Here is a 13,759-nt window from a genome sequence, read left to right on the forward strand (position 1 = left end):
TCCTTTTTTCGTTGTTTTGTGATATTTATTGAAAAATAAAAACCCGTCGCCGGCGAGACGTTGGGTTCTGTCTTTTAAATAAATTGGGATAATCCAGAATGAAAGAAACTATTACGCTTGATTGGCTGCATATTCGCTCAATGCGCGATCAATTTCAAGCAACTCCTCTGGTGAAAATGATAGATTGTCCAAAGCTTTGACATTTTCTATGACCTGTTTTGGATTACTAGCACCAATCAAAACACTAGCCAACTCAGGAATTCGTAAATTCCAAGCAAGTGCCATTTGTGGTAGCGTTTGACCTCTCCTTTGTGCAATTTGATTCAACTTTTGCACCGTATTAATTGTTGGTTCAACTTTTTCTGTTGTCAAAAAGGGGATTGTTACTTTGTTCGCACGTGAATTATTTGGAATACCTTTCAAGTATTTATCTGACAACAATCCTTGCGCTAAGGAGCTAAATCCAACCGCACCTTTTTTATTTTCTCCTAATGTCGTAAACAAACCTCGCTCAGCTTTACGATCAAACATATTATAACGTGGTTGATGAATGATGAATGGCGTCTTTAATTCTTTAAAAATATCGATAATCTCTTGTGTTTCTTGACTTGAATATTTAGAAATACCAATATAAAGCGCCTTCCCTTGACGAACCAATTGGTCTAAAGCTTGTGCTGTTTCTGCAACTGGCGTCATCGGATCAGGACGGTGACTATAAAAAATATCAAAATAGTCTAAACCAGTGCGTCTTAAACTTTGATTTGCACTGGCAATGATGCTTTTTCGAGAATTCCAATTACCATAAGGGCCTGGCCACATTTCGTGACCAGCCTTGCTTGCAATAACCATTTCATCTCGATAAGGTTTCATATCCGTAGCCATAATCTTGCCGAAATTTTCTTCAGCACTTCCTGGTATAGGACCATAATTATTGGCTAAATCAAAATATGTGATACCTAAATCAAAAGCTTGGTGAATAATTTCCTTTTGGTTTTCGTAGGGATCCACACTACCAAAATTATTCCAAAGGCCCAAACTAATAGCTGAAATCTGTAATCCACTGTTACCAATTCTGTTATATATCATTTTCTCGTAACGATTTTTATTAGCGCTATACATTTGCTTCTCCTTCTTCATTTGACCACGAAAAACTATAATGATAATGATCGTTTGATAATAAAAACTCTGGCGACACGCTTGGAGACCAAGAATCATCGCCACCAACACCCATATGATAGCCATCAATGTTCAACCAAACACCCTCTTCAGGTTTTAATAGGTGTTGATGGGTGGCTGCTGACAATTGCGCTTGACTAAATTGACTCAAATTAAATGAAAAACGTTGTTCGAGTGCCCAAATGACATGATGATCAAATTTAAGATACGCCACTTCAGTACGCAAGCCATTTTCACTAGGAAAAACATACGGTGTATAAAGTTCCTTCAAGGAAGCATCCCATTTGCCACGAATAGCCGCTGAACACCTATCTGGATAGTTTTCCATTGGTCCCAATCCACTATAAGTCACTGCGTCAGTCGTTGCGTTAATTTGAACACTCAATCCAATACGTGCTGGCTGTGGATCGGCAACTTGCCGCCAAACATCCACATACACTTTTAAATCACCAACATGATTTATTCGATATTCTTTACTAGATATAAACATGATATGTTGATCAATCGGTGATAAAAATTGATGTTGTGTCGTGATTCGTACCTCATCTTTTAATGCTGTCCAATTGAATTGCACAAGCTTTTCATTCAAGTGATTGAACCCTGTTGCTTGCCATCTTTCAAACCAAGCATTTGGATCAATATTTGTTACCTCACTCACTCCAATATCATTATCCAAAGCTGCTCTACTAAATTGATCTTTCAATGGAGTCAGTACTTTTTCCTGCCCATTCTTTATCCAATTAGATAACAAACCTGTACGCTTATTAAACTGCCAGATAGCATCATCTAAAGAAATGGACAAGGAGTCTGTCGCATCATTTATAAGGAAATCTTCATAATCATCAGATGATCGTACGTCACTAATCATTATCGGTTTATTTCTCAAAATAAATTGCTTGTAAGCCATTAATGTACCAGACCGGATAAGGCCATCAGTGCTATCTTGAACAATCTGGCAGTTCATATAAACATCTTCATTGCTGTTATCGGAGAAATTCAAACTGACTCTCTCTTCAGTTTGGGGTGCCAAATTGAGTTTGATTTTTTTAGTCTCAATCACCTGATCATTTGACAAAATTTGATAAATTAAGGTTGCATCATTGACTGTTTTGAATAAATGCTTATTTGAGACCGTCATATAGTTAACTTTTCCAGTTGGATCTTTTTCCAGTTGGAAAGCGAAATATTGTTGACAGTATTTTGCCTCCAGCAAGGCTGGTTTTGGAGTGCGATCGGGAAATAGTAACCCATCCAAGCTAAATTGGCGATCATTAGGATAATCACCAAAATCACCACCATAAGCATAATATGATTGGCCTTCGTTATTTTTTGTGAGCAGGCCCTGATCTACCCAATCCCAAATGAAGCCACCCTGAAGTCTTGGATATTTTTCAAAAGCCTCCCAATATTTATTAAATCCACCTAAACTATTCCCCATGCTATGCGCATATTCACACAATATCAGTGGTCGATTTTCTTTTGGCAAGCCAATCCATTTTTTAATAGCCCATTTAGAGTTGACCTCTTCCACTTGATCTTGGTCAACACGTGCATACATCGGTGCAATAATGTCCGTTGCCGGTGTATCAGCACCACCACCCTCATACTGAATTGGACGAGAGGGGTCGGTATTTTTAAGCCATTGATACATTGCATCATGATTATGTCCATAGCCAGACTCATTCCCCAACGACCAAATAATAATTGATGGATGATTATAGTCTCTCTGAACCATTCGTGTCACTCGCTCCATCATCAAGGGTAAGTATTTAGGGTCATTTGTAAGGTAATTCATTGGCTTGACACCATGTGTCTCGATATTTGCCTCATCTACTAAATATAATCCATATTGATCACACAGCTCGTACCATCGTGAAGCGTTGGGATAATGAGAAAGCCTTACTGCATTAAAATTATGCTCCTTCATCATACGGATATCATCAATCATTGTTTTTTCATCAACATAGTATCCTGTTTTTGAATTAAATTCATGCTTATTGACACCACGAATTAATAACGGTTGATTATTTAAAGTCAGTAAACCATCTTTAATTTGAACCTTCCTTATACCAACTTTCTTATTTTCAATTTGATAGTTTTCTTCCCCATCGTGCAAAGAAACTTTTATATCATATAAATTTGGTACTTCAGCTGACCATAATGCCGGATTTTTTACTGGTAATTCTAAACTAACTTGACCATCATTAGTACCACGTTCGTCGATTACTCGATTACCAAATTGTTCTGTTGCTTTGAACAAGCTCATACCATGGTAAAATAATTCAGCAGTCACACTCAAGTTATCCGCCGAATTCCCAACTAATTGTGCCCTAACCTCAACAGTTGCGTCATCAAGATCTTCATCCAGTTTTGTCTCAATTGCTAAATCCTGAAATCTTGTTTTTGGAACACGAATAAGATCAACATCACGGAAAATTCCCGACATTCGCCACATATCTTGATCTTCAAAATAGCTCCCCTTGCTCCACTTCAACACCAAAACCGCGATACGATTTTCACCAGCTCGCAATTCTTCAGTGATGTCAAATTCTGCTGGTAAGCGACTGTCTTCCGAATAGCCGACCCATTCTCCGTTAACCCAAAGATAAAATGCAGACCCAACACCATTAAAGACAACATGTGATTCTGTGTTATCTGCTAACCATTTATTATCAAGAAAGACCTTTTTGGAATAAGCGCCAACCGGATTCTCAGTCGGCACATACGGTGGATTTACTGGAAATGGATAAGTAACGTTTGTATAAACAGGAACATCATAGTCCCCCTGTAACTGCCAATTACTAGGAACATGAATAATTTTTGACGTAGGCAAGTCTTTTTTTCGCCATTCTTCGTCAATGTCTGATAGATTTTCAAAATAACTAAACTGCCAAGGTCCATTGAGGCTTTTTCGTGGTTGTTTAATTTCTCGTTTGTCTCGTTCATTAGCGTAGCTCATACTCGTGTGTAGTGGTAATCGATTCCAATTCGTTACCACTGGATTTTCCCAATCATGGCGTGCTAATATTTGTTTTATACTTGTCATATTTAATCCTCGAGAATTCTTCTGCCAAATTATACACACATCTTATCATCGATGTTCAGAAATGTAAACGCTTACCTATCGGATTTCATCTACTTTTGGGCCGCAAAGAACTTGTTAACCCTTTATTCATCACTATTGAATAGCTTGAATACGACAGCAACTGCAACTATAATGAAGGAATTAGGAGTGTTGTATTAATTTCATTGATTCATTGGAGGAAATAATGGACAAGAATAGTAATCCACACGCGTTAAAAAAAATACCTTTGTCTTTACGCCATCATATGACGATTCCTTGGGCCACTTTTATTAGAAGCGAAAATATTCCAGCTAAAAATGCTAGTCTCCAGGAACGCGCCTCAATTGTTGGTCGAATTGGTATTCTCATGTTGTCTTGCGGTACTGGCGCATGGCGAGTGCGAGATGCAATGAATAAGGTTGCTAGAAAACTAGACCTCACATGCTCTGCCGATATTGGATTAATTTCATTGGAATATACTTGTTTTAGCAATAATCAAAGTTATTCACAAGTATTATCCCTGCCAAATACAGGTGTAAATACCGACAAGCTAAATATTTTAGAGCATTTCGTTAACAATATCCAAGATGATTTTTCATCTTTAACTATTGGTCAAATTCATCATACGATTAACGACATTCAAAATCGACCAAAGCAATATACGCCAATCATCTCTGGCCTTGCTGCTGCTCTGGCATGTAGTGCGTTCATTTTTTTACTTGGTGGCGGTATTCCAGAGATGATCTGTTCATTTATTGGTGCTGGGATTGGAAACTATGTCCGTTCAATTTTAGGTAAACATGCTATAACCACCATTGTGGGCGTCGCTATCAGTGTTGCCACAGCATGCATCACCTATATGTTTGCATTTAGAATATTCGAATTTTATTTCCATATTTTAGCTCAGCATGAAGCCGGATATATTGGGGCTATGCTCTTCGTTATTCCTGGTTTTCCTTTTATTACTAGTATGTTAGATATCTCGAAATTAGACATGCGCTCTGGTTTGGAAAGACTAGCTTATGCCATAATGATCACGCTAATTGCCACATTAGTTGGTTGGTTAGTCGCTTCGCTGGTTCATTTTAGACCAGCAAATTTTTTGCCACTTGGCTTATCGTCAGTCACACTGATGTTACTTCGTATCCCAGCCAGTTTTTGCGGCGTATTTGGTTTCTCAATCATGTTTAACAGCTCGAAAAAAATGGCTGCTGTGGCTGGATGCATTGGTGCAATTGCCAACACCCTGCGACTAGAACTAGTCGATTTAACTACTATTCCTCCCGCAGCGGCGGCATTTTTTGCCGCTTTGGTTGCAGGATTAATCGCATCGATGGTCAATCGTTACAATGGTTATCCAAGAATTTCCTTAACTGTTCCTTCCATCGTCATTATGGTGCCTGGTTTGTATATCTATCGTGCAGTATATAGTATTGGTAATAACCAAATCGGTATTGGCGCGCTATGGATGACCAAGGCTGCTTTAATTATCATGTTCTTACCACTGGGGTTGTTTGTGGCACGTGCCATACTAGATAAAGACTGGCGGCATTTTGATTAATATAAACAAAAAAGCAGTAATACTCTAAATTAGAGTATTACTGCTTTTTTAAAAGAATATCAATATCCTTTATTTAGATCAACAACATTTTGAACGAACGTACTATCAGCCATAAATGAAGGAACATTTTTTTCAAACAAACGAAATAATCCACCAACACGACCAGCACTTTCTTGTTCACCCCAACTTGTATGCTGTGTCAATAAGATTTGTGGCCGCTCAAATAATGGATGATTCATTGGTAATGGTTCAGGTGTTGTGACGTCTAATGCAGCATATTTGACACGAGAATCATCAATTGCTGAAAGTAGGTCGTCCTGATTCAAAGTTGTGCCACGCCCAATATTGATAAACAAAAACAATTGATTAAACTGTTGGAAAAAATGCTCATCAAAAAAGTTTTCGGTTTCTTTTGTCCCTGGTAACCCGTCAACAACAACTTGCGATTTAGCTAGTGCTTCTTGATAGTCAGAAATCGCATAAGTTGCATCGAATCCTTCAACTGGACGACCTGTAGTATTTACACCAAAAACTACACCGCCCAATGATTTTACAGCGTGAGCAATTTGCTGTCCAATTCGACCAGTACCAAACACCAAAACTGGTAATTCACTCATCAAATACTGATCTGTAAAAGGCTCCCAATGTTTTCGTGTAGAATAAACATTTAAGCCACGAGCAAAGTGGAGAATATAGCCCAAAACAGTTTGAGCTATAGGTACCGCTTTTAACCCACTCGCATTTGTCACAGTAATTTGACGCTCCTGTAGTGTTTTCAAGGGTAAGTAGTCAACACCAGCCGATTGCGCCTGAATCCACTTTAATTTTGATTCTGGGTTAGCAAGGATTTTATGCCCAATTTCTGTATCCCAAGCATAACTTATCAATACCTCAGGTAATTGCTCATCGGTAATCGTGTCCGGTGTCACAACGCTAATATCATATTGTGCAAGAAATTCACGGTTTTCTTGCGTTATTGCTTTCACTGCCAGTAATAATGCCATTTTAATTCATCTCCAATAATACTTGATTTATCACTGATATGATAAATAATTTTAGTGATGTTGTGCAATGACCCAATTCATAGGCTTCAGCACTACCTTTAATTATACGAGATTTCTAAATAATTAACATTAAAAAGATTCATCGTTAGCTATTGCACAATTCCCTTCTAAGCGTTATAGTAGTTTTATCATATTTTTCTAAGAAAGAAGGACGTATTATGTCAGAACAACGAAAGGCTAAAGCTGAAGATTTTGATTGGGACAACTTGGGATTCGAATACCATGACCTTCCTTATCGTTTTCGTGCCTATTATAAAGATGGTAAGTGGAGCGAAGGTGGTCTCGAAACAGACTCAAACATTCCAGTCAATGAGGCAGCAACCGGACTTCATTATGGTCAAACAATTTTCGAGGGGTTGAAAGTTTATCGCCGTAAGGATGGTGGTGCAAACATTTTCCGTCCTGACCGTAATGCAAAGCGTCTACAAAATTCAGCCGCTCGTTTGATGATGGCTCCCGTCCCCGAAGAACTTTTTGTGCGTGCTTTAAAAGAAGTTACGAAGGCAAACCAAGATTTCATCCCACCTTACGGAACTGGCGCAACACTTTATCTACGTCCCTTTGAATTTGGTGGTGGCCCAGTTGTCGGCGTGCATCCAGCAGATAACTATGTCTTTGAAGTATACGCAACTCCTGTTGGTGCTTACTACAAGGGTGGATTAACACCAACAGCCTACGTTACTAATCATTATGATCGTGCTGCTCACGGTGGTACTGGTGCAGCCAAGGCTGGTGGTAACTATGGTGCCTCAATGCTTGCTGGTGATGAAGCCCATGCTGCTGGTTATTCTGATGTTGTTTACTTGGATCCTCGTTTGCATGAAAATATTGAAGAGTTGGGATCAGCCAACTTCTTCGGTATCACAAAGGATGGTCGCTTCTTAACACCAAAGTCACCTTCAATCTTGCCATCTGTAACCAAATATTCATTGCTTCAAGTAGCTGAAGAACTTGGCCTAAAAGCTGAAGAAACAACTATTTCAATCAATGATCTTGATCAGTTTGCTGAAGCTGGTGCAATGGGAACTGCTGCTGTAATTTCTCCTGTAGGTTCAATTACACATAACGGTAACAAGCACGTATTCTATTCTGAAACAGAAGTTGGTCCTTGGACACAAAAGCTTTACGATCGTTTGACAGCCATCCAATATGGTGACCAAGAAGGTCCCGAAGGCTGGGCAGTTGACGTACCACTTGATTAATATACTAAAAAAACGTCTTAGTGACGTTTTTTATTTTGTACTTAAAAAGTATTGACAGCGCTGCAGATTCTTGTTATTCTATTATAGTTGTTTGATTCAAGCAAATAACAAATTGATCATGGCTCGTTGGTCAAGTGGTTAAGACGCCGCCCTTTCACGGCAGAATCGAGAGTTCGATTCTCTCACGAGCTACTAATTAAGTTACAACTTTGGTTGTAGCTTTTTTTGTTTCTATATATCAATAAATCAAAAAATAAGAGCCTAAAATGGCTCTTATTTTTGCTTAATCACAAATGATTTCTTGTTTTTTTGTTTAGCTGCAGCCACTTTTGCTCTTGATTCTTTTTTATGAGTTACGGGCCGATGATGCTTACTTTTATTCTTATTTTTGGAACGCTCGTTCACCTCAGGAACACGAGGATTAATATTTTCTAGAACAAAGTATGGTGCACCAAAATTCACATATTCATACAAATAATCCTGTAAAGATTGAATTTTATCATGATTATTCACTGCTTTATTATTATTATAAAAGCCCTTCAAGCGTAATTGTTCAGCAGAAATATCCCCTACAATATAATCATACTGAGCTAATAGCGGTGTGTATCGTATGGCTAGTTTATCTTCATCAAAGGCATCTTTAAAGTCTTCAACTATTTCTAGCGTCAAACGGTCAATTTCAACCTCAGTACCCAGCTTTTAACTTTATAAGTCCCTTTGCGTTCCTCTTGTTGTTTGAGTGTACGTTCTTTTAGTGTGTCGTGATCCATTAGTTATCCTTATATTTATTCGCATAATAATTTGCCATAAGTTCACGCAAAAGTAGATTTAATTCTATTTTTGCTGGCGCTTGCGCTACATCTGGGAAAAAAGAAATCCACTTGTAATGATCGAGTGTCGCTATTTTATACAATTTACCTTTATCGATCGCCTCTCCATTATACAAAACTTCACCATTCTTTTGTCGATCAATACCATCAAAGCGCATATAACCAAAAATTTTACCTCGAAACCCACTACCTTTCATAGGATACTGCGCTAAGTTCGTTATCTGTTCGTCAATACTGTGCAATAAGGAGAGCAGCTTTTCTCCAGATATGGTAATTAGCATTGGATTAATTGCGTGTGGCATACTTTCTAGTAGTTCATAGCGACTTAGTTTTCCTTTTGGTAACTCTTCACTAAACATCCCTGTAGAAATCATTGACACTGGTACATTATAATATTGCTTCAAAGCACGTAGGCCATCATAAACTTGTTCATCTGATGTTATCTCACGAGGCAATGTGCACACGTACTGTTGTTCGAGTAATTCTCGCCCTTTAGCAATCCAACCCCGAATTGTTTTATAATCATCATCGTTTTCTGCTAACTCATAAGTGGGTGTTGCTATCGCCGACTTATGAATAATTCGATGATCCTTGATAGTTAATGTGATATCACCCACATTTTCGCCATAGCGTCCTGCCGCTGCTAACAGAGTGCCACTAACCATTTTACCTTGCGGTAGCAGATGATGCGTATGGGCACCCATAATAACATCTACGTCATATTTCTGAGCAATATGCTCATCTGTTGGCAAACCTAAATGAGAGAGTAACAAAATAATATCTACTTGATCACGCAAAACTGGTAAGTACTTGTCTAACGTCTCATCAATAGCAATGGGATCCCAGCCAAGTGCCGGATAAGTTAGTTGGTATGGCGCTGTTAATCCTATGACACCTATTTTCGTGTTATCTTTAGTGGTCAAAATTTTGTAATTTTTAGCCCATTTAGGTTGTGTATCATGAGGCATTTCCTTCAAATTAGCCAATAATACATCAAAGTTAGCATTATCATATAAATGATTCATGGTGTCATGTGAGAAAACAAGTCCCTCGTTGTTTCCAATAGTCACACCATCATAATGTACATCATTCATTAACGAAACATTGCTCAACCCCTGAGTTGCTTCAGTCAATGGATGTAACCTGTCGATTGCATCCCCAATATCAAATGTAAGGCTCTCATCATACTTAGCCTGACCTGCTAATAGATAGCGTGATATGCGCGGCCAATTTTCGAAATGCGAATGAATGTCATTTGTATGTAATAAGTGAATTGTCCCCATTGGTTTCCTCTCTAGCCGATCACGAAATGATTTATATTTTAATTTTACACCTATCTACGTAAAAAGACGTCAACCGACGTCTTTTTATTGTCCAAAACGATACAAAAAATGACTAAAATCGTCCAAATTTGCAGGAAAAGCATTTAATCCCCAAATAAATTGCTCCTTTTCCCCTGGTACTTTGAAACGAACACCCCATTCATCATTTTTACTAGGATCATCATAAGATGGGCCACGGTATTCACTCATCCAAGTCGTAATATAGGCCATTGCCTCCTCTGAAAAATGATCCCAAACTTTTGTCATATCAACCCAATCCTCACGATAACGCCAATTAAAAGGCTCCCCTTTGTCATTTAAATGTGGATTATAAAACATAAAGTCCTTATCTAAAATATCTTTTGCTTCCTGCGCCTTGAGAGCACTCTGCCAGAAAGCATGCCCTTCTTGACGTTTTACGTATATGTAATCAAAGCCCGTAACCAAATTACCTCGATAAAATACTAAAAAGTCTAATCGTTCTTGTGCCATTCTATTCCTCAATAACTATTAAATCTTTAGGCAACGCCGCTGTCAAATTTTCAAAACCATCTGTCGTAACAATAACGTCATCCTCAATACGGACGCCACCCTGATTAGCTAGATAAATTCCTGGTTCAATTGTTAGCAAATGCCCAACTTGCATTTCATCACTAGAACGTGGGCTAATTGCTGGACCTTCATGAATGTCCAGACCAACGCCATGACCACCACCATGATTAAATTGCTGACCATAGCCATGTTCTGTAATATAATCACGTGCCACTTTATCAATTTCGCTACCCGATATTCCTGGTTTAACAACATCAATAGCATTTTGATTAGCCTGTTTAACAATTTCATAAATAGTCTTCAGTTCATCACTAACATTGCCCACAGCAATTGTTCGTGTTACATCCGAAGTATAGCCATCAACATAATACCCAAAATCGATGGTCACTAACTCACCATTTTCAATCACTTTGTCAGTTGCTTCACCGTGTGGTAATGCTGATCGATATCCAGAGGCAACAATTGTATCAAATGATTCTTTTTGTGCACCATATATTTTTTGTAGTCTGTCCAATTCATTAGCAACTTCACGCTCTGTCTTACCCGGTTTTATAAAGGGTAGCAAGTCCTTAAATGCTTTCACTGAAGCGTTAGCCGCCTTACGTAAAGCTTCTAATTCTTGCGCGTCTTTGACTTCGCGTAACACTTCAATAGCTTTTGGCAATGCATCAAAATCAATATCTGCTGGCAATAATTCATCCAAGTAATCATAAATGTCATAAGGTAAGCTTGCTTCGAAAGCCAACTTCTTGATACCAAATTCTTGCGCTGTTTCTACGGCAACACCGTAATAATCACGTGTGACTTTAAAATCAACACCCTCAGGTAATCTATTTTTGTAGTCTTCCTCGTAACGAGCATCTGTAATTAAGCGAGCATTCTTCTTGCCAACAACTACAATACCATCACCTGTGCCACCTTCAAATCCAGTTAAATATTTTGTATTAAAACCTTGATAAACAATCATACCGTCCAAGTTAAGCTTGGCCAGTAGCTTCTGCAATTTAGCAATACGCGCCTCATAGTACTTTGACATAAAAATCCTCTTTCCTATAACTGATTTAATTATAACATCTGCAACGTTAATCATTTGTAAGTAAAAAGACTAACATATTATCTGCATAATACGTTAGCCTTTTCAATAATTATTACTTACTTTGCAGCAGCAACAATTTCATTGTATTGTTCACGTGTGTAAACAGATACTTGACGCTTTTCGCGACCTTTACGTTCAAACTTAACAACACCGTCTGTCAAAGCAAACAATGTGTCATCGCCACCCTTTTTAACGTTTACGCCTGGATAAATATGCGTACCACGTTGGCGGTAAATGATTGAACCAGCAGTTAAGTCTTGTCCGTCAGCAACCTTAGTTCCTAGACGACGACCAGCTGAGTCACGACCGTTGGCTGAAGATCCGCCACCTTTGTGGTGCGCGAACATCTGCAAGTTTTCTTGATTCATCAACATAAGTCTATTCTCCTTTACAAGTAATGATTACGCGATTGAATCAATCTTCACGCGTGTATATGGTTGGCGGTGGCCTTGCTTAGTATGTGAATGCTTCTTGGCACGGTACTTGAAAGTAATAACTTTCTTTTGCTTACCTTGCTTTTCCACAGTACCTTCGACCTTTGCACCTTCAACAAAAGGTGTACCAATCTTTGAATCAGTTAATACAACTTGGTCAAAAGTAACCTTTTCACCTGCTTCTGCATCTAACTTTTCGACGAAGATTGTGTCGCCTTCAGCGACTTTATATTGTTTGCCGCCAGTTACAATAATTGCGTATGCCATTATTGGTTTCTCCTTATACTTAGACTCACCATCACAGGCGGTCGGACCCTTGTCCCGAGCATGCTTTGACCTGTTCTGAGTGGTTGTAGCTATGCTAACAACCGTTTAATTATAACAAAAATAGATCATCGAGTCAATGATTTTCAAAAGAGCTTCAAATAATCCAGAATGACTCAGATGACCATCATATCAGTTCATTACCATTGCTAAAGTCGAATAGGTTCAATCCGTTGCTGGCAACCGTGTTGGTATTGATTCGCCATAGCTCTGTAAATTCTTTAAACAAGTCAGATTGCGAAATGTTCATATTATCCGCTAACCACTTAGCCATGATGGCCCAAAAGCCAGCATTGATAACTTCCCATTGATATTGTTGCGCCCGTCGTTCTTCGTCGTTTAACTCACTGGTACGGGTTGCCATTTGGGTACGCAGCCTACTATATAGTGCATCACTAAATGGTTTGTCAATATCATGGTTCAAAACAGCATTATAAAAAGCCGCTTGTTTACTAACCGTATTGATCATGTCGGTTATTTTAAAAGTTTGTTGCGTATGTTCCAGTAGGTCATTAATCAAGGAATCATTAATCTCAGATATAAGATGTTCTTTGTTACGATAATATTTGTAGAATGTGCCGCGCGTGATATTCGCACGAGCCAATAGGGTTGTGATAGAAAAATCTGGCTGAGTTGATAGTAATAAAATTGTTTCAGCTTGAATAATGTGTTTAGTACGTACAACACGTGCATCAGTTTTATTTGACATAAATTTACTCCTGACTAAAATATTATGGTTATTCCCACTTTATTTGCTATATTCTTCAATCATCAATTTCAGTTAGTAATTATTAACCAATCAGATATTCTAATTATTCACTCTTAGTAAATCATAACATATTGAAATTAAATGAAATATTACTTTTCATGTCACGGGCAGCGACAGCATATTCACTAATCTTTTCCAATAAAAAAGTACCCTAATCAGGTACTCGTTACATAGTTTATTATATTAAACTATTGTATTTAACAGACATGATTGTCCCCATCCCCGTCTATGTATGGTGATCCCCAATAATGAAATGAATAAGGATCTTATGAAATAAAATAGAATATAGAAAAGATCACCGTATGTTTATAATAGCACTATTTCTAAAAAAGGTACAAATTAATATGAAAAATATTCTAAAATTA

General features: G+C 38.1%; 11 protein-coding genes, 1 tRNA gene, 1 pseudogene and 1 other annotated feature. Of the genes and pseudogenes, 3 read left to right on the plus strand and 10 right to left on the minus strand.

Annotated features, from left to right (window positions below):
* Positions 1-111 precede the first annotated feature (111 nt).
* Positions 112-1,119: an aldo/keto reductase gene (locus HFP47_RS05070; RefSeq protein WP_179876161.1), complete on the minus strand. Its 1,008-nt coding sequence runs from the start codon at positions 1,117-1,119 to the stop codon at positions 112-114.
* Complete coding sequence (locus HFP47_RS05075) at positions 1,112-4,222, minus strand: beta-galactosidase (protein ID WP_179876162.1); 3,111 nt, start codon at positions 4,220-4,222, stop codon at positions 1,112-1,114. The genes HFP47_RS05070 and HFP47_RS05075 overlap by 8 nt, the downstream gene beginning before the upstream one ends.
* 223 nt (positions 4,223-4,445) lie before the next feature.
* On the opposite strand from HFP47_RS05075, the gene HFP47_RS05080 reads away from it, so the two are divergent.
* Complete coding sequence (locus tag HFP47_RS05080) at positions 4,446-5,801, plus strand: threonine/serine exporter ThrE family protein (RefSeq protein ID WP_179876163.1); 1,356 nt, start codon at positions 4,446-4,448, stop codon at positions 5,799-5,801.
* Positions 5,802-5,860: 59 nt separating this feature from the next.
* Here HFP47_RS05080 and HFP47_RS05085 read toward each other — a convergent pair whose 3' ends face one another.
* Entirely contained in the window at positions 5,861-6,805 is a 945-nt protein-coding gene (locus tag HFP47_RS05085) for an NAD(P)-dependent oxidoreductase (RefSeq protein WP_141266786.1), read from the minus strand.
* Positions 6,806-7,023: 218 nt separating this feature from the next.
* Between HFP47_RS05085 and HFP47_RS05090 the strand changes: the two genes are divergently transcribed.
* Positions 7,024-8,067 (plus strand): branched-chain amino acid aminotransferase, encoded by a 1,044-nt coding sequence (locus tag HFP47_RS05090; protein ID WP_011680029.1) that lies wholly within the window; start codon positions 7,024-7,026, stop codon positions 8,065-8,067.
* Positions 8,068-8,187: 120 nt separating this feature from the next.
* Positions 8,188-8,259 (plus strand) — tRNA-Glu (locus HFP47_RS05095).
* Between the two features lie 81 nt (positions 8,260-8,340).
* Here HFP47_RS05095 and HFP47_RS05100 read toward each other — a convergent pair.
* The 7 genes and pseudogenes from HFP47_RS05100 to HFP47_RS05130 all read right to left on the minus strand — a co-directional run bounded on the left by HFP47_RS05100 (position 8,341) and on the right by HFP47_RS05130 (position 13,334).
* Positions 8,341-8,837: pseudogene (locus HFP47_RS05100) on the minus strand (YutD family protein).
* Positions 8,837-10,180 (minus strand): bifunctional UDP-sugar hydrolase/5'-nucleotidase, encoded by a 1,344-nt coding sequence (locus HFP47_RS05105; protein ID WP_042253066.1) that lies wholly within the window; start codon positions 10,178-10,180, stop codon positions 8,837-8,839. The pseudogene HFP47_RS05100 and the gene HFP47_RS05105 overlap by 1 nt, the downstream one beginning before the upstream one ends.
* 84 nt (positions 10,181-10,264) lie before the next feature.
* Positions 10,265-10,711: a hypothetical protein gene (locus HFP47_RS05110; protein WP_025268207.1), complete on the minus strand. Its 447-nt coding sequence runs from the start codon at positions 10,709-10,711 to the stop codon at positions 10,265-10,267.
* A gap of 1 nt (position 10,712) precedes the next feature.
* On the minus strand, positions 10,713-11,807 hold the full coding sequence (locus HFP47_RS05115; RefSeq protein WP_179876164.1) for an aminopeptidase P family protein: 1,095 nt from the start codon (positions 11,805-11,807) through the stop codon (positions 10,713-10,715).
* A 116-nt stretch (positions 11,808-11,923) separates the two neighbouring features.
* Positions 11,924-12,241, minus strand: a complete 318-nt coding sequence (gene rpmA, locus HFP47_RS05120; RefSeq protein ID WP_002814840.1) for a 50S ribosomal protein L27 — start codon at positions 12,239-12,241, stop codon at positions 11,924-11,926.
* A gap of 27 nt (positions 12,242-12,268) precedes the next feature.
* The gene (gene rplU / locus HFP47_RS05125; RefSeq protein WP_002814842.1) at positions 12,269-12,568 is read right to left on the minus strand and encodes a 50S ribosomal protein L21; all 300 of its coding nucleotides are present in this window, start codon (positions 12,566-12,568) and stop codon (positions 12,269-12,271) included.
* A gap of 11 nt (positions 12,569-12,579) precedes the next feature.
* Positions 12,580-12,663: a sequence feature (ribosomal protein L21 leader region), on the minus strand.
* A gap of 89 nt (positions 12,664-12,752) precedes the next feature.
* Complete coding sequence (locus HFP47_RS05130) at positions 12,753-13,334, minus strand: TetR/AcrR family transcriptional regulator (protein ID WP_002814844.1); 582 nt, start codon at positions 13,332-13,334, stop codon at positions 12,753-12,755.
* Between the last annotated feature and the right edge of the window lie 425 nt (positions 13,335-13,759).

It is taken from the genome of Leuconostoc sp. DB-1, from assembly GCF_013414845.1.
GTDB classification, from domain to species: Bacteria; Bacillota; Bacilli; order Lactobacillales; family Lactobacillaceae; genus Leuconostoc; species Leuconostoc mesenteroides.

Excerpts from the sequence above, each read along its gene's own strand:
- rplU (WP_002814842.1), bottom strand. The coding sequence starts at position 12,568 with ATGGCATACGCAATTATTGTAACTGGCGGCAAACAATATAAAGTCGCT.
- HFP47_RS05085 (WP_141266786.1), bottom strand. The coding sequence starts at position 6,805 with ATGGCATTATTACTGGCAGTGAAAGCAATAACGCAAGAAAACCGTGAA.
- HFP47_RS05090 (WP_011680029.1), top strand. The coding sequence starts at position 7,024 with ATGTCAGAACAACGAAAGGCTAAAGCTGAAGATTTTGATTGGGACAAC.
- HFP47_RS05115 (WP_179876164.1), bottom strand. The coding sequence starts at position 11,807 with ATGTCAAAGTACTATGAGGCGCGTATTGCTAAATTGCAGAAGCTACTG.
- rpmA (WP_002814840.1), bottom strand. The coding sequence starts at position 12,241 with ATGTTGATGAATCAAGAAAACTTGCAGATGTTCGCGCACCACAAAGGT.
- HFP47_RS05080 (WP_179876163.1), top strand. The coding sequence starts at position 4,446 with ATGGACAAGAATAGTAATCCACACGCGTTAAAAAAAATACCTTTGTCT.
- HFP47_RS05130 (WP_002814844.1), bottom strand. The coding sequence starts at position 13,334 with ATGTCAAATAAAACTGATGCACGTGTTGTACGTACTAAACACATTATT.
- HFP47_RS05110 (WP_025268207.1), bottom strand. The coding sequence starts at position 10,711 with ATGGCACAAGAACGATTAGACTTTTTAGTATTTTATCGAGGTAATTTG.
- HFP47_RS05105 (WP_042253066.1), bottom strand. The coding sequence starts at position 10,180 with ATGGGGACAATTCACTTATTACATACAAATGACATTCATTCGCATTTC.
- HFP47_RS05075 (WP_179876162.1), bottom strand. The coding sequence starts at position 4,222 with ATGACAAGTATAAAACAAATATTAGCACGCCATGATTGGGAAAATCCA.
- HFP47_RS05070 (WP_179876161.1), bottom strand. The coding sequence starts at position 1,119 with ATGTATAGCGCTAATAAAAATCGTTACGAGAAAATGATATATAACAGA.